Consider the following 16,644-nt stretch of genomic DNA (forward strand, 5'->3'; position numbering starts at 1 on the left):
GTGTCAGTTTCAACGATCAGAAGCGTGGCCAAGAGCCGCCAGCTCTTGCCCCAACCAACGTCGGGTATCGCCGGGACGCAATACGGCGTCGAGGGCACCGTTTTGAAGCAAATGGGGTGCGGCCAGAGTTGGCAGCAAGGCCTGAGCCTGCGCCGGGGCAAGGTCTTCAATGCCCTTCGGGCCCGCCAACCCCATGGATGCGCTATCCCAGGCCACCACGCGGGCGGCGGCCGTGGCGGCGGAACTTAAGGCCATGCCCGCCGCGCCATAGGCTTTGCCGATGACAACGGTGATTTTCGGCACATGACTTTTCGCATACCGTCGCAGCAGGTCGGCCACGGTATGGGCCAGTCCGCCGGACTCCTGTTCGAAACCGGGCACAAACCCCGGTGTGTCAACCAGCGTAACGATAGGCACGTTCATGGCATTGCATAAGCGCACAAAACGCGCGGCTTTGCGGCAGGCGGCGTTATCCAGCGCGCCGGCCAGGGTTTTGTTCTGGTTGGCAATGACCCCCGCCCAGTGGCCGCCGATGGGCACAAAGGCGGTGACCATATTGTGGGCCACCCCGGCGCCCACTTCGTAAAAGGCCCGAGTATCGCTCATCTGGCGCAAGGCCTCGGTGACATCGTAGCTTTGTGCGGGGTCGTCGGGAATCAGGGTGTCCAGCCCCACGCAATACCCCAATGACTCAACTTGAGGGGTGGCGCTGCTTGTGGCTGCTGTGCCCACACGCAGCAATCGTTTAATGGCTCGCAGGGCCAGTACCTCGTTGTTGAACACCAGATCGGCCACGCCGCTTTCATCGGCATGCACCTTCCAACCGCCCAAGTCGTCATCCGTCAGTGAAGTGTGGGTGACCCTGTTGGTAATATTTGCGTCGGTTAACGTAAGCGATGACCCGCTTCGCACCATGACGACCACATCGAACAGCCCTGCCAAAAAGGCATTGGGGCCACTGTTATGCCCTACTACCAGCGCCACTTTCAATGCACGATGCGCCGCCAACGTGCCGGCCAATCGGCCTAACGACGACCAGGCTGCAATGCCGCCGTCGAGGCGGGTTTGGGTCCCGTCGAACACCATCACCAAAGGCGCGTTTTCATTTTGTACATGTTGCGTGGCCTGCTCGACTTGGCGCCAGGCGGCCGCATCCATACCGTTGCCTAAGTGCTGGGTGTCTTGCGACACGGCACAAATGCGCCGGCCGCCCGCCATACCGGTGGCGGTCAGCAAATAATCGGTGTTTTCGCCGATAAAGGACGGCTCGTGATCGAAAAGAAGCGACAATCGCTCACGCATCGTTAAATTGCGCGCGGCGTGTAGTGCATTCCGGTTACCGGCATCCGCCCCGGATGCGGCAACTGCAACATTGTCTTCCTCGTTATTCTTGTCGATCATGATCCATTCCTTGGAACCTATCGTTAACGCCCGGCGCTTGAAGGGTTGCGCCGGGCCCAGGTAAGGCCGACTTAGCCTTTTTGCTTTTCTGCTGCGTAAGCACGCAGTTTGGGAACGATTTCTTTGGCAATGACTTCAACCTGATCCATTTGGTACTTGTACGGCACGAAGATCAGTTTTTGTACGCCGGCGTCGATGTGTTCTTTAAGCTGCTCGATACACTCGTCGACATTCCCCATAATGGCGCTGTCCATGGTCGACATACTGCCTTGGGCAATATCGAAGTCCACATTCAGCCAATCCATCATGGTTTTCTCTACTGCGGCACGCGATTCGCCCACCATAATCGGCAACTGGTTGCCGTTCAGTACGGTGTCGGGATCCCGGCCGTCTTCCTCAGCGAAATTACGCACTTTCTGCCAGGACTCAATGAACGCGTCGGGCTTGTAGAAGTAGGTGAGCCAGCCGTCGCCGTTGGTGGCCGCGCGCTTCAGTACGCGATCGGCATAACCGCCAATCAGAATGGGGAACGGTTTCTGCACGGGCTTGGGGAACATAACGCCGGCAGGAATGCGGTGATTGGGCCAATCGCCCGAGACCAGGTCTTCGTTAAAGAAGCGACGCATAATGTCGAGGTTATCGTCCATAATGCGGCCGCGCTTTTCAAACGGTACGCCGACGGCATCGAACTCGCGCTTGTACCAGCCTGCCGCCATGGCCGGCAGCATGCGGCCACCGGAAATTTGATCCATGGTGGATAACTGCTTGGCCAGCGTAACGGGGTTACGCAGCGGCAAGACCAGAATGCCGGTCGAGAGTTTGATTTTCTTGGTGCGCGCCGCAATGGCGGTAAGCAGGGTCAGCGAATCCAGAATGGGGAAGTGCGGGTCGACACCCAAAAGAATGTGGTCCCACACCCAGAGGGAATCAAAACCCAGTTCTTCCATCCGCACGCCGTATTCAACCAGTTCCTGCGCATCGGGAATGGTGGGGTAAGCGGTGAAGTTTCGGGCTGCAATGCCAAAAGTGCCGTGAAGCGTAGCCATAGGTGTTCTCCTTAAATAATCTGTTGGTGTGACCGGGGTTAAGCGATGTAACGTCTGTCGGGGTCCAGCTCTCGTAGGGCCTGTAACTCGCGCTCTGTAGGCGCCGCAGTCACACCCAATTCGTTTTTGTCGTAAAGCAAATCAAAACCGGTGTTGTCTTGAACCTCTTCCAGCGTAACGCCGTCGTGCAAAGCCAGCACTTTCATGGCGCGGGTCTTTTCATCGAACCCGAACACACCCAGGTTGGTAATAACCCGGAACATGCCGCCGGCGCGCAGGCCGCTGTCGTATCGCGATGTGCCACCTTTCAGGAAGCCCGGGCTGGTGATGAAATCGACTTCTTCAACAAAACGGCGTGACTCATGGCGCATGGCCACAATCATATTGGTGAGGCTGGCAATATCGTTGCCGCCGCCGGTGCCGGGCAAACGTACTTTCGGGTTGCGTGGGTCATCGCCCAGGAACGAAGAGTTCAAATTGCCGTATTTGTCGATTTGCGCACCGCCCATGAAGCCAATATCAACATGGCCGCGCTGCAGCAACAGAAGCACTTCCGTGCTGCTGATGACCATGTTGGCGCGTTTGGTGCAGCGTTGTTCGTTGGTAGACGGCGGCAGCTTGCCAGGCTCAACAAAGGGGCCCACCACGCCGCCTTCAAACAAAATTGTTAAGCCGGGGCAGCGCAGAATTTGCGCCAGTGTGGCCGCCAGCAGCGGAATGCCCACGCCGGCAAACACCACTTTGCCGTCGTCGAGCACACGCGAGCTCATGACGGTAAGGATTTCGGCGTCGGTGAAATCGCGTTTGCCCGCCTGGCTGCCTTGGGGCGATTGGGTAGCGGTTGTATTAGTCATTTAACAGGCTCCTTCCTCGTTTGGCCGCGTCGAGCAACTCTTCCAAACCGAGCAGCTTCAAGTATTCATTCCACGACTTCGGTTCGCGAATGTATTTTTCAATGTAGGCGTTCATGCCTTCCACCGGATCTTTGTTCACCAGGTCGGTGTAGTAATCCATGTGCGACAAGAAGGGTTCATACACGTTGGTGCACTCGTGCGGCGCGGAACCGAAAGGTACCTCAACCACGGCATCGACATTGAAGAAACCAATTTTGGTTTGATCAGGCGCACGGCGGATTTGGTCGTTCGACACAATGCGTTCGGTAGTTAGAATGACGCTGTCGGCCGCCATGGCCAGGTCGACGTCCATAAAGGGCAAGCCGTCGATTTGTGCGTTACCGTAGGCATCGGCACGCTGAACGTGGATAAGCGCTACGTCGGGATTCAACGCCGGAACCAGCAAGATAGGCTCATCGGTGAAGGGGCAGTTAATTTGTTTGGGCTCGGGCCGAAGCGCCAGCACGTCGGAACCCAGCATGGCACGCATGGGCAGAAACGGCACACCCATGGCACCGGCGCGAAAACGCATGCCCATACCCAGGTGAGACCACTCTTGAAAGCTGGCTTTCTTGGTTTCAGCGTAATGGCGCATGACTTTGGAAATGCCCCACACAATGCCCTGGCTGAACCAGCTGGTTTCAATTTCCTTGCAGATGCCCGAGCCGAAAAGCCAGTCGCCCTCGCTGGAAACAATACAGCGCGACACCGACAAATCTTTTTTCTGATCACGAATCAGTTGCCAGATCATGGCCATGGGCGTGCGCGACAAGGTACTGCCGCCGACCCCCACCCGACTGCCGTCGGCCACCAGCGCCGAAGCCTCTTCAAGCGACATAACTTTTTCGCGAAGACTGCGGTCTCTTTTCTGGAGACGCTCGCGCAGTTGCAAATAAGGTGACGTTTCCATTCTTTCCTCCGAGCCAACCACGTTGAATGGTCGGGCAAATAGCTCATTCTGGTTTTGTTAATATTATCGTACTAATGATAGTATGATAATACCTAAAAAAACATACTGCAAGCCCCACCGTGAAGCAGGGCTTGCCGTTTTAACCCCCCAGGTACGCGTGGCGTACGTGGGGATCGTTAATCATTTCCTTACCCGTACCGGTAAGCGTCATACGACCTGACTCATACAAATAGGCACGGTCACACATATCCAGCGCGGCAAACGCGTTCTGCTCCACCATCAATACGGTGGTGCCGCTTTCCTTAACCTGCTGAATAATTTCAAATACTTTTTCAACAATATTGGGCGCCAAACCCAATGAAGGTTCATCGAACATAATCAGCTTGGGGCGCGACATAAGCGAACGGGCAATGGCCAGCATTTGTTGCTCGCCCCCGGAAAGCGTCCCTGCTGCTTGCAGATGACGCTCTTTCAGGCGCGGAAACATGTCGTACATTTTTTCGTAATCGTCGTGCACCCCGTTACGGTCTTTACGGGTATAGGCACCGATTTCCAGGTTTTCATGCACTGTCATTTCAGGAAAGACACGCCGCCCTTCGGGGCAGTGCGAAATACCCATGGAAATAATCTGCTGGGCCGACGCATTGGTAATGTCTTCACCCATGAAATGAATGGAGCCCTCAACCGGATGCAACAACCCCGAAATAGCCTTCAAGGTGGTTGACTTGCCGGCACCGTTGGCGCCAATAATGGTGACCAGTTCGTTTTGCTGTACCGACAACGAGACATCGACCAACGCATTCACTTTGCCGTATCGGCAAACCACATTTTTAAGCTCAAGCATGTTGTTTAACCCCTTGTCCTAGATAGGCCTCGATCACGTCAGGATTATTCTGAACTTCTTGCGGTGTGCCGTTGGCAATGATTTTGCCGTAGTTCAGCACAATAACGCGATCGGAAACGCCCATAACCAGCGGCATGTCATGCTCGACCAGCAAAATGGAAATGCCCCGCTTGCGGATCTTGGCCAGAATCTCCATGAACACGTGGGTTTCCGCCGAGTTCATGCCTGCCGCCGGTTCATCAAGCAACAACAGCTTGGCCTTGGCCGCTAATGCAATGGCCACACCCAGCAGCCTCTGTTCACCGTAAGCCAGGGAAACACTTTGCTCGTTTGCCCGGTGCGCCAGCCCCACGAACTCCAGCAATTCCCAGGCCTGCTCGCGCAATGCCTTCTCTTCGCGCCGCATCGACGGCAACGACAGAATCGTTCCCAGAAACGATGCCTTGCCTTGCAAATGCAAGCCTGTTAGCACGTTGTCGAAGGCGGTTTCATTCGAGAACAAACTGGTGCGCTGAAAGGTTCTCACCAAACCCATCGCCGCAATTTCATGCGTTTTATGGTCACCCAGGTTCACGCCCTGGAAATGCACCGTACCTTTGGTGGGCGGAAAAAAGCCGGTGACCACGTTGAACGCCGTGGTTTTCCCGGCGCCGTTGGGCCCGATCAGGCTTAACAATTCCCCGGGATACAAATCGAAAGACATGTCGGCAATGGCAACCAGGCCGCCGAAATGCACGGCCACGTTGCTGACTTTCAATAAGGGTTCTTGATTCTGCTGAGTCATGTTTCACTCCCGGTTCTACGTGTCCACCACTTTTGAATAGCCGGAACAATACCTTGTGGCAAGAACATCACAATTAACACCATGGCCACGCCGTAAACAATCCACTGCACTTCCGGACCGGCCACTTCGCGCAAGCCAACCGGCAGGATGCCGAAGATAATGCCGCCGATAATGGGGCCGATTAACGTGCCTTTACCACCCGTGATCACCATAATGACCATCGTCACGGTATAGATGAACAGGAAAACGTCGGGGTCGATGATGCGGATGTAGTGTGCATACAGCGCACCCGCCGCACCGGCCATCGCTGCAGACGTCGTCGCCGCGAAGTTCAGGTAACGAGTCACGTTAATGCCGGCCGACACGGCAAGCGGTTCATTTTCACGCAGCGCGATCATGGCACGCCCAACGCGCGACTGAACAATGCGTCGGATAATGATGTAGCACACGATCGCCAGGGCCAGGACCAGGTAGTAGTTCGGCGTTTTAGACCAAAGTTCACCCTCGCCTAAAAATGGCAGGTTGTAGGCCATCGGGGGGATGTTGTTCAACGCCAGCGGCCCTTGCGTCAGATCCACCCAGTTCAGCGATACAAGGCGTGTGACCTCGGCAAAACTGATGGTCACAATGACGAAGTAGGCGCCGCGGATTTTGAATGACAGCTTCCCGATAATGAAACCGAACAACCCGGCAATAATCGTAGCCAGCACAAACCCCAGGAACGGTGAGCTGGGTTCCACCACAATGGTTCCATCGCCGAACGGTGCGGCAATTTCGAAGCCCAGTGACGTAAGTGCGCTCACGTAGGCCCCGATACCGAAGAAGGCAATATGCCCCAGGTTCAGCTGCCCCGTGTAACCCAACAGCAGGTTCAGGCTCATGGCGCCCACGATGAACAAGCCCGTGGTAATGACAATGTGCAGGTAGTACTGATCTGAGAGCCAATAAGGCAGGGTCACCAAGACCAGTAGTACAACAAATGTAAGTGCGAGCTTCTTCATCCAATCCTCTCCCCACGTGGCTTGAACAGACCTGTGGGCCTAAACATCAGCACCAGAATAATCAAGATAAAGCCAACGGCATCCCGGTATCCCGACGATATATAGCCGGAACCCAATTCTTCCGCGAAGGCAAGAATGAAGCCGCCGATCATGGCACCGGGCACACTACCCAGGCCACCGAGAATCACAATCGAAAACGCCTTCAGCGCCGCCAGATTGCCCATGGTGGTGGTTACCACAAAGACAGGACCCAACAACGCACCCGCCGCTGCAGCCAGACCGGAGCCCAACGCAAAGGTGGCGGTGTAAATAAAATTAATATTGATGCCCATTAAAGAGGCAGTGGAAGAATCCTGGAAGGTGGCACGCATGGCTTTGCCCAGCGATGTACGCTGCAACAGCACATACGAGGCAATAATGAGCCCAATGGCGGCAACCAGCACGAACAGACGCAACCACGAAACGGCAACCGAACCGATCATGAGCGGCTCAGTTGGGAAAGGCGTACTGACCGACTTGGCGACCCCACCCCAAATAAGCAGCGAGATATTCTGCAACGCAATCCAGCAACCAATCATGGCCACCATGGTTGAGTCGATATCCGCACCCCGCATACTGCGCAAGACAAGACGTTCGATAAGCGCACCCAACAAAATGCCCAGCATAATGGCGGTTGGTAACGCGATAAAGAAGTTCCAGCCAAGATGAGACACGAAATAATAAGCCATGAAGCCGCCAAAGGCGTAGAGCTCTCCATGGGTGAAGTTCACAACCTTCATAACGCCAAGAATCAGCGTTAGCCCAATACCCAGAAGCGCATACGTGCCTCCCAGTATCAGCGCATTGGCTATGTGCTGAAGAAACTGATCCACTGTCTTCCCCACCTGCGCGCCTGATCGGAAGCAAACAAGGAAGGCGCATGACCCTCATTTGCCGTTACATACAAACAGTGCAGGCCGGGGGCCTACACTGTTTGCGACTACATTGGCTTACTGAACCATGACGACTTTGCCGTCTTTAATTTCAACCAAATAGGTGTTGGCATCGTATTGGGCACTGGCTTTGGCGCCGTCACCACCGTCTTTACGGAACTTGATATTGCCGTTCAATGCGGCCAGGTCAACTTCCCAAAGTGCTTTAGTGATTTTCTCTGCGGTGGGCTCGCCTTCTACTTTCTTGAGCGCAGCGGCAATGGTTTTAATACCGTCGTATCCACGGAAGCTTTCGGTTAGGCCGGCCTTGTTCAAGCCACGCTTTTCCCATTCGGCAATAAACGCTTTTGCCATTTCAGGATTAGCCGTTTCTTCGGGTACCCAAGGCGTAAAGAACAGCAAGTGCTTGGAACCTTCAGCAGCCGAACCGGCATGATCGATCAACTGATCGGGGTTTTGTGAACCGCCCGTGGTGATGATTTGGCGATCGATACCCAACGACTGCGCTTGCTTGAGCAATAGTGTTAACTGCTCAACTGCGGTCGTCACGAACAGGGTGTCGGCATCGGTACCTTTAATTTCCGACAGTTGCGAAGACATATCCTGTGCGGCGGCGTCCATAATGAGCTCTTTGCCCACTTCAACACCGTTCGCTTCCAGAACACGGCGGAACTCGGCTGCAGCACCACGGCCCCAGTCGTTGTTCACCACCAGCATGTCGGCTTTTTTAATGCCCAGAGGTTTGATCATTTCAACGAAATTGTCGGCCTCAATGGCACTGGTGGGTGCAATACGGAAAACATAGGGGTTACCCGATTTGGTGATTTTCACCGAGCTGGAAGTTTCCACCACCATGGGAACTTTGTATTCCATGAGCTTGGGCATGGCGGCCAAAGTCAGCGTGGAGCCCCAGGCACCCAAAATGACCGGAACCTTGTCGCGCACGATAAGCTTTTCCGTTACGTTGGCTGATTCGGTGGGGTTGCCTTTGTTGTCTTCAACAACCAATTCGATTTTGTTGCCATTGACGCCCCCGGCGGCATTGATTTCGTCGGCGGCAATTTTTGCCCCTTCAAGAACATAGTTACCGGATGCGGCGATGGGGCCTGTTAGAGGCTGGTTCACACCGATTTTTACGGTGTCCGCGTTAGCGGCTCCCAGCATAGAAAAGGACATTGCAACTGCTGCAAGACCAGAAGCAAATATTTGACTTCTTCGTTTCATTGCACGACTCCTTAGACATGTGTGTATGTGTGTGTGATGCTAGAACAGCTATATAGCGGAAGGTTTATCTTCCCGTCTATCTACTAATAGTAAGACAGTACCTAAACTTTTTTAGGCCGTATATAGTGGTTCTTACTAATATCTGAATAAACCGCTATGTACCGCTGAAAGTCTTACTACTAGTCATGCAACCTGCAATCACGACAGCAACGCGCCATTGCAGACTGAACCACAGGCAATAAGGCGATTGGGCGCCTTATTGCGCAATGCTTCCTGGTGAATCAACGCCCCCCAAACAGGCGCTTGAAAAATGCAGTTACGCGGTTGCGCAATACAGAAAAAACCAGCGCACCGGCGTTCAGTTCCGTTACTTCGTTGGCCGTAGACCCCGACTCGCCCCCGTTCGATAAGCGGGCGTGCAGGTTCTGGGCAAAGGCGTCGGTCATGCGTTTGGCAATATCCTGAACAATCCCCGACCGACTGAACTGCGCCAGGGGGCCCGTTAACGCAAAGCCAATTTCCACATCAACCCGCGTACCCGCACCCTGGTTGATTTCCGACAAAACGTATTCCACCTCGCCGCGCGTGGCCGAAGGTGATTTGGTGTCGCGGGCGGAGCCGTAAATCATGCCTTTATAGTTGGCGTCGTCGCGCTCAACATCGGCGGCGCCTTCAAAATCGGCCACAATCGGGCCGACCTTAACGCGCAACCGGGGTTCCACATGCGTAGCAGTGGGTTCAGACAACAGCGACGCCCCCGGCAGGCAAGTGGTGACCTGGTCTAAGCGACCAAAGAACGCCCACACTTCATCGCGCGGGAAATCAACGGTAAATGATTGCTGCATGCGGGTCATGGGCTTGCTGCTGTCGGGCGCCTTAACGGCCCCGGCAGGTGCACGCACCCGTTTTACTTCCGCCGCCATCCCAGCGGGTACCGCAGCCGCGCCCGCAGAAGCGGATTGCGTTTGCGCATGCCCGGCGCCCGCAGGCCCCAAAATGGTACGCACGTTAACCGGCTCGGTAATGCCTTCGGCGCGACGTTTCTCGATAACGCTTTGAATGGCTTTGGTAATGCCCACATAACCCGTACAACGACACAGGTTGCCGCTCATGGCGTAACGAATGTCTTGCTCGGTAGCATTGGGCATACGCATGACGACATCGTGGGCGGAAGCCAGCATGCCCGGCGTGCAAAAGCCGCATTGCAAGCCGTGCTCTTGGGAAAAAGCTGTACGCAATGCTTCCATCACCTCGTCGTTCATGCCTTCGATGGTGACCACTTCGGCGTTGTCGCAAGCCGCCGCCAGTGAAATGCAGGAACGAGTGGGCACGCCGTCGACAAACACCGTACATGCGCCGCACACGCCATGCTCGCAGCCCAGGTGAGTGCCCGTCAGGCTTAGCGATTCACGCAAAACATCACCCAAATGCGTTCTGGGTTCGATTTGAACGTTGTCGTACTTTTTTCCGTTAACCGTAAGAGAAATCGTATTCATAGTTGAGCTCGCTGAACTGCACGCGTAAGCGCAGTCATATGAATTTTGTTGGCGATGGGATCTTTCAGCCCCGACTCGGCAAATAACGTTTCAATTTTGTCGGTATTCAAATGACCTGCCGGATCGAAATAAGCCGAGGCGTCGGCGATGACGATGGGTTTGGCTTCAATCGCGCCAATCACAAGACGGCACACATTTCTGGCCGGATCTTTTAACAAAACAGCCATTGCGTGGGCGAACTCGCCGGTTTTACGTGTGATCTTGTAATGCCCCCAACGTGCATCCGCCGAAAAACGCGGAATGTGCACCGAAGCCAGTATTTCGCCCGGTTCGAGCGAGGTTTCAAACACACTGACCATGAGGTCTTCCACCGGTACCCGGCGCGTGCCTGAAGGGCCGGCAATGGTCACCGTTGCGCCTACGGCGGCCAGGGTGCTGACCCAATCGGCAGCCGGATCGGCATGCACCAGACTTCCACCTACCGTGCCGCGATTTCGCACCGCGCGGTAGGCAATCCCCCGGGCCACGGCGGGCAGCGCGCCGCGCGTCACGTCCGGTACACGCAGGTCTTCAATGTCGGCGTGGGTTACACAGGCGCCGAACGTAATGCCGTCATCGTTTTCATCAACTTGAGTCAGCTCGGGAATGTGCGTGATATCGACCAGCAAATCGGGCTGTACCAAACGCAAATTCAACATGGGGCCCAGCGACTGACTGCCTGCCAGAAACTTCACGACCACATCGTCTTGCTGCGCCAGCTTAACCGCCGACTGAACATCGGATGCACGCTCGTACGCTAAAGGTGCCGGCTTCATACTTCCTCCATAGCCATCTTGGAACCTGAACCCGTGCCGGTGCCGTCACCACCACGGGCATTCATGATTGCTTCAAGAACGCGATGCGGTGTCACGGGCGACACATAAAGCGTTGCCCCTAATGGGCGTAACGCATCGTTTACCGCGTTCACAATGGTGGCGGGCGGCGCAATGGCCCCGCTTTCACCAATTCCCTTGACACCAAACTCGGTGTAAGGCGATAGCGTTTCCATATGTATTAAGCGCGGCTCGGGCACCTCGGTTGGCCCGGGCAGCAGGTAGTCGGCAAAGGTGGAGGCCAAAGGCTGACCCGAGGCGTCGAACGGCATTTCCTCATACAGGGCCGTGCCGATACCCTGGGCGGTGCCGCCATAGATCTGGCCGTCGACCACCATGGGATTCACCAGTTTGCCGCCGTCTTCCACAATCACGTAATCAAGAATTTCAACGTTGCCGCATTCCGGATCGACCGCCACCAGCGCAACGTGGGCGCCGTAACCGAATGTGCCTGTATCGCGGCCGGGCTTATAACCCACGGTGACCTCAAGGCCACCTGAATTGGCTTCGGGCGGTAAATCTTGCGGACGGCGATACCACACGTGTGCCACTTGGCTGATGGAGACACTTTTGTCGCCCGCATGCACCATGCCGTCGGAGACAGTGACTTTGTCGGGCTCGGTGCCCAGCATAAACGCTCCGATATGACCCAGCCGTTTCACCAACTCATCGCCGCCGCGCGCCACAGCTCCGCCCGACATCACCATGCTGCGCGAGCCCCAGGTGCCGGTGGAGTAAGGGGTGTATTCGGTATCACCGTGAATCAGTTTGATGCGGTCGATATCGATGCCCAGCTTTTCATTCGCCACCTGAGCCAACGTGGTTTCCATACTTTGACCATGCGAGTGTGCGCCGATGCGAATTTCCAAACCGCCGTCGGGCGTAATGCGCATGGTGGCCAATTCATGACCCGGCACCATGGGAATGCCCCAGCCGGCGTACACCGAAGTGCCGTGCGCGGCCTGCTCACAATACACTGCCATGCCCACACCAATGAGGCGGCCGTCGGGCTCGCCCTTTTTCTGGCGCTCACGAATGGCGGGCAAATCGATAGCCTCGACTGCCTGGCGCAGGGCCTCGGGATAGTCGCCGCTGTCGAAGTGTTTGTTGGTAATGTTGTCGAACGGCATTTGCTCGGGGCGAACCAACGACTGCATGCGCAATTCGTAGGGTTCAACACCGGCGGCGTGGGCCAGGTCGTCGAGCAACAGTTCAAGCGCAAAACACACACCGGTTCGCGCCACGCCCCGGTAAGGCAAAATAGGGCATTTGTTGGTGGCAACCGAATACGTTTTGCAGTGGTACGACGGGAAGTCGTAAGGCCCGGGCAAAATACTGCCCACCTGGCCGGCTTCAAGACACGCCGAGAAAGGGTATGAGGAATAAGCACCTGAATCGATGGTGGCTTCGCACTCAATACCCAACAACCGGCCTTCCTTCGAAGCGTAACCGGTGATTTCGTAATAGTGTTCGCGACAATTGGCCGTGGCGGCAATGTGTTCGCGGCGATCCTCAAGCCAGCGTACCGGGCGGCCCAACTTCATACACAGCCAGGCAACGGCCAGTTCCTCTGGCAAAAATATACCTTTGTAACCAAACCCGCCGCCCACATCGGGGGTAATCACACGTACCTGCCCCTCGGGCAAACCCAGGCACTCGGCCAGGCCTGTGCGCACAATGTGCGGAATTTGCGTGGCGGTGTAAACAATAAGCTGTTCGACACGCGAGTCCCAGTAGGCCAAAACGCCTCGCCCTTCCATCGGCGCCATGACCTGCCGCGAGGTGCGGATTTTACGGCTGACTTTTACCGGGGCGTCTTTCACGCCGTCGAAGTTCACCGTAATATTGGTCTTCAAAAAAAGGTTGTCGGGCCAATGGTCGTGGACCCTGGGTGCGTCGGCCTGACGGCCTTGCAGCATTTCATGAACCACGTCTTGCTCTTCGTAGTCCAACTGAACCGCTGCGGCAATATCTTCGGCCCCTGCGCGGGTGGGGGCCACACACATGGCTACCAGCTCACCCACATAACGCATCTTGCCTTCGGCCAGCGCGGGCTGTTCGGATGAACGAAAGCCTTCCAGAGCGGTGTCGGCCACAATGGGCTTCACGCCGGCGTTTCTAAGATCGGCCGCCGTGAAGACCTGTTCACGCAATTGTTCGGGGATATGAATATCAAGCAGCTTGGCATGCGCGACAGGGCTGCGCACAAAAGCCACATCTTGCATGTTGGCCAGCTTTATGTCTGCGACATACTGGCCTTTGCCCCGCATATAACGATCGTCTTCTTTGCGAAGCACCCGTTTACCGACACCTTGACTCGACATTTCAATCTCCTGTTAATAAACGTCATGAACCCCTTTTCAGGATGGTTCAAGGTTCGTTCTTTCCATCATTCTAAATATAGAATGATGGTGAGGATATTCTGGTTTACGCGTAGACCAGAAAAAAAGAAACTAATTACGCCAAAAGATATCGACCAATTGTGGGTCAGGCCGCTTTTTTGCTGCGACGACGCGGCTTGGGTGGGCTCAACTCAACTTCAGTTGAAGCGGAGGTCTCGTCTTCCAGCAAATCCATATGCAAACGAATGCAATCGCTTGGATACGTAATTTCACCGACGTAAATCACGACATCGTCTTTCGATGTTACGACACAGCGGCACTCTGCGATAGGTGCGCTTAGTGAAACCCCCAATAAATTGGCCACTTCCGGGTCGGCCGTACCAATTGTCATGGTTTGGTGCGCCCGTTTCACAACCGTTCCACGCAACGTATCGAACACCGCCAGGGCGGTATGCTCCATGAACTCGTCGTAATACTTGTCGAAAATACCTTTCTCGATGTGCACGTTCACAACGGCATAGGGCAAACCGTCGCGTAGCTGCAGGCTGCGCAGGAAACCGTACTCTTCGGCCAGCTTTCCTTCATCGGGCGCAAGCCTGGGGTGCGAGGGCGGGTTGGCCACTTCAATAAAACGCGGGACGTTTCGTTTAATGGAACGAATAATGGCTGACCATGACGTTTCCAATGTGAGCCACCGGCGATCGTTAACCTGCTCGGCCACAAACGTGCCGCGCCCCTGCTGGCGTTTCAACAACCCTTCTTTTTCCAGCAAACCCACCGCCTGCCTGACTGTTACGCGTGCGCGCTGAAACTCTTCTTCAAGCTCCTCAAGCGTAGAGATTTTTTCCCCCGGCAACCACTCGCCCGTTTCGATACGGCGTCGAAGCGCCGAGGCCACTTGAATATAAGCGGGGATATGGCCACTTAAACTCTCTGCTTGTCCTTTTTGCATGCCCTGTTCTCTTTAAGTCAAATTAACTAACAAATTTACTTTGCTGCCCCATATTAGGGCAAACTTCGTCCAATTTCAGCAATGCAAGCAAGCGACCACCCCTATTTTTACACCGCATGCCGGGGCATTAGTTCACACCGCTGCTTAAATTTTCCAGCCTTAACGCCTCAAGATCAATCACCCCGCCGGGCGCAAAACTGCGCGTGCCGTGACTTTCCAGCTGTTCCAGCCACGCTTGAGTTTCACACGCGATGCTTTCGGCCTGGTCAAGCGTGACCTGCTTGAAATGCACCTGCGCCCCCGGACGACGACGCCCCAAAATGGGGATATCAGTGGAAATCACGGTGGCGATTTTGGGATACCCCCCAGTTGTTTGTGCGTCGGCCAACAATACAATAGGCAGCCCTGAACCCGGCACCTGAATGGCCCCGCTTACAATGCCGTCGGAAACCAGATCATAACCTTCTGCATGCTGAATGACCGGGCCGTCAAGACGAAACCCCATGCGGTCGGCCTGCCCCGACACGACGTACGGCTGCGTTAAAAAGCTTTCTATGGCGCTTTCGGTGAAATAATTGTGTTGTGGCCCGAGCACGACGCGAATGGGTTGTTCATAACCGTAATCGAAAGGCTCCAGCAACGCCTTTTCGTCTCGTATGTCGGCACTGGATTGCACCAAAGGAAGCCCATCTCCGCGCTTTAGCGTACGACCTTCCAGCCCCCCAATTCCGCCTCTTACATACGTGGACACACTACCCAGCTGCACCGGCAGGTTGAAGCCGCCTTCAACCGCCAAATAGGCACTCAGCGATTGCCCCAGCGCACCCACCTTGACCTTATCACCTTTCATCAGCCGAACGCTGCGCCCGGCCGGCACGGTAAACTTGCGTGTGCCTTCCACGGTGAGGTCGGCTTCGCAGCCGAACAGTGCCATGCGCACCGAATCGGCCTGCACCTCCAGGGCCACGCCTTGCAGCAACATTTCCAACACCGGACAATGACGGTCATTACCCACCAGCATGTTGGCGACGCGTGCACTGACCTTGTCCAAGGCCCCCGACACCGGCACGCCGACGTCTTGATAACCCATGCGCCCCATATCCTGAATCGTAGAATAAGGCCCGGCGTCCAGCACCTTCAACCCGTTACTCATACCGTCACCTCTTCACATTTAACCTCGTATTCGTCGGCGGCAACCGCGTCGCGAATGCGTTGATATTCATTTGAATCCACCGGCTTGAAACGCACCTTGTCGCCCGGCTTGAACAAAGCGGGCGCCTCATGGCGCGTGTCGAACAAACGAATGGGTGTGGCGCCGATAAGATGCCACCCCCCCGGACTTTCAATGGGGTATACAGCCGTCATGGTTGACGCAATGGCCACTGAGCCCGGCGGCACGCGTGTACGGGGATTGCTGCGCCGAGGCAGCACCAGCTGCTTGGGCAAATCCCCCATATAAGGGTAGCCCGGCACAAAACCAATCATGTAAACATGAAACTGCGTGTCGGCGTGCAGTTGAACCACCTGATCCGTTGTTAAGCCCGCCGTTTGCGCCACTTCCTGCAAATCGGGCGCATACTCGCCGTCGTAGCATACCGGCACCGACCACTGACGCACCGCCTGCGGTTCCGTGTCTTCGCTTTCCAGCAAGCCCTTAAGGGTTTCCTGCAACTGCGCACCACGCACTTGCGTGGGATCATAATTAATCAGCAGCGAACGAAACGTGGGCACCAAATCGACCACGCCGGGTACGTTCAATGCGCGAATCCGCCGACTTAAAGCCAGCACCTGATCGCTTAGTACACGATCAATCACCTCGCCAAACTGCACCACCATCGCGGTATCGCCGGCACTTAGAAACTGCACTGTCATCAGTCTTCTCCAAAGGTTGCCGCCCTTACAGGCTGTCAGAAAACGGCTTGATTCGAATTAGGGTTTTCGATTGAT

15 protein-coding genes are annotated in these 16,644 nt (G+C 55.5%); all 15 read right to left on the reverse strand.

From position 1 onward, the window contains the following. Nucleotides 1-9 precede the first annotated feature (9 nt). Nucleotides 10-1,401, reverse strand: a complete 1,392-nt coding sequence (locus G9Q38_RS02270; RefSeq protein ID WP_166127404.1) for a carboxyl transferase domain-containing protein — start codon at nt 1,399-1,401, stop codon at nt 10-12. A 71-nt stretch (nt 1,402-1,472) separates the two neighbouring features. Then, nucleotides 1,473-2,447, reverse strand: a complete 975-nt coding sequence (locus G9Q38_RS02275; RefSeq protein ID WP_166127406.1) for an LLM class flavin-dependent oxidoreductase — start codon at nt 2,445-2,447, stop codon at nt 1,473-1,475. Nucleotides 2,448-2,485: 38 nt separating this feature from the next. Beyond that, nucleotides 2,486-3,301, reverse strand: coding sequence for a CoA-transferase subunit beta (locus tag G9Q38_RS02280; protein WP_119441798.1), 816 nt, complete (start codon nt 3,299-3,301; stop codon nt 2,486-2,488). Then, the gene (locus G9Q38_RS02285) at nt 3,294-4,250 is read right to left on the reverse strand and encodes a CoA transferase subunit A (protein WP_114419207.1); all 957 of its coding nucleotides are present in this window, start codon (nt 4,248-4,250) and stop codon (nt 3,294-3,296) included. The genes G9Q38_RS02280 and G9Q38_RS02285 overlap by 8 nt, the downstream gene beginning before the upstream one ends. Nucleotides 4,251-4,389: 139 nt before the next feature. After that, nucleotides 4,390-5,094 carry an ABC transporter ATP-binding protein gene (locus G9Q38_RS02290; protein WP_166127410.1) on the reverse strand — a complete coding sequence of 235 codons (705 nt, stop codon included), beginning with the start codon at nt 5,092-5,094 and terminating at the stop codon, nt 4,390-4,392. After that, a complete protein-coding gene (locus tag G9Q38_RS02295; RefSeq protein WP_119441801.1) occupies nt 5,087-5,878 on the reverse strand; it encodes an ABC transporter ATP-binding protein in 792 nt (263 codons plus the stop codon). Before G9Q38_RS02295 ends, G9Q38_RS02290 begins: the two co-directional genes overlap by 8 nt. Then, a complete protein-coding gene (locus tag G9Q38_RS02300; protein ID WP_166127413.1) occupies nt 5,875-6,879 on the reverse strand; it encodes a branched-chain amino acid ABC transporter permease in 1,005 nt (334 codons plus the stop codon). Before G9Q38_RS02300 ends, G9Q38_RS02295 begins: the two co-directional genes overlap by 4 nt. After that, nucleotides 6,876-7,751 carry a branched-chain amino acid ABC transporter permease gene (locus tag G9Q38_RS02305; protein ID WP_114419547.1) on the reverse strand — a complete coding sequence of 292 codons (876 nt, stop codon included), beginning with the start codon at nt 7,749-7,751 and terminating at the stop codon, nt 6,876-6,878. Before G9Q38_RS02305 ends, G9Q38_RS02300 begins: the two co-directional genes overlap by 4 nt. 117 nt (nt 7,752-7,868) lie before the next feature. After that, nucleotides 7,869-8,987 (reverse strand): ABC transporter substrate-binding protein, encoded by a 1,119-nt coding sequence (locus G9Q38_RS02310; protein WP_205962328.1) that lies wholly within the window; start codon nt 8,985-8,987, stop codon nt 7,869-7,871. A 329-nt stretch (nt 8,988-9,316) separates the two neighbouring features. Beyond that, nucleotides 9,317-10,531: a xanthine dehydrogenase family Fe-S subunit gene (locus tag G9Q38_RS02315; RefSeq protein WP_166127419.1), complete on the reverse strand. Its 1,215-nt coding sequence runs from the start codon at nt 10,529-10,531 to the stop codon at nt 9,317-9,319. Further along, nucleotides 10,528-11,346, reverse strand: coding sequence for an FAD binding domain-containing protein (locus G9Q38_RS02320; protein ID WP_166127421.1), 819 nt, complete (start codon nt 11,344-11,346; stop codon nt 10,528-10,530). The genes G9Q38_RS02315 and G9Q38_RS02320 overlap by 4 nt, the downstream gene beginning before the upstream one ends. Continuing rightward, nucleotides 11,343-13,727 carry a xanthine dehydrogenase family protein molybdopterin-binding subunit gene (locus G9Q38_RS02325; RefSeq protein WP_166127423.1) on the reverse strand — a complete coding sequence of 795 codons (2,385 nt, stop codon included), beginning with the start codon at nt 13,725-13,727 and terminating at the stop codon, nt 11,343-11,345. Before G9Q38_RS02325 ends, G9Q38_RS02320 begins: the two co-directional genes overlap by 4 nt. A 163-nt stretch (nt 13,728-13,890) precedes the next feature. Continuing rightward, a complete protein-coding gene (locus G9Q38_RS02330) occupies nt 13,891-14,697 on the reverse strand; it encodes a GntR family transcriptional regulator (protein ID WP_166127426.1) in 807 nt (268 codons plus the stop codon). Nucleotides 14,698-14,824: 127 nt separating this feature from the next. Then, a complete protein-coding gene (locus tag G9Q38_RS02335; protein ID WP_166127428.1) occupies nt 14,825-15,850 on the reverse strand; it encodes a 5-oxoprolinase subunit C family protein in 1,026 nt (341 codons plus the stop codon). Continuing rightward, a complete protein-coding gene (pxpB, locus tag G9Q38_RS02340) occupies nt 15,847-16,569 on the reverse strand; it encodes a 5-oxoprolinase subunit PxpB (RefSeq protein ID WP_166127430.1) in 723 nt (240 codons plus the stop codon). Before pxpB ends, G9Q38_RS02335 begins: the two co-directional genes overlap by 4 nt. Nucleotides 16,570-16,644: the final 75 nt, after the last annotated feature.

The organism is Pusillimonas sp. DMV24BSW_D, from assembly GCF_011388195.1.
In the GTDB taxonomy this organism is placed as follows: Bacteria; Pseudomonadota; Gammaproteobacteria; order Burkholderiales; family Burkholderiaceae_B; genus Neopusillimonas; species Neopusillimonas aestuarii.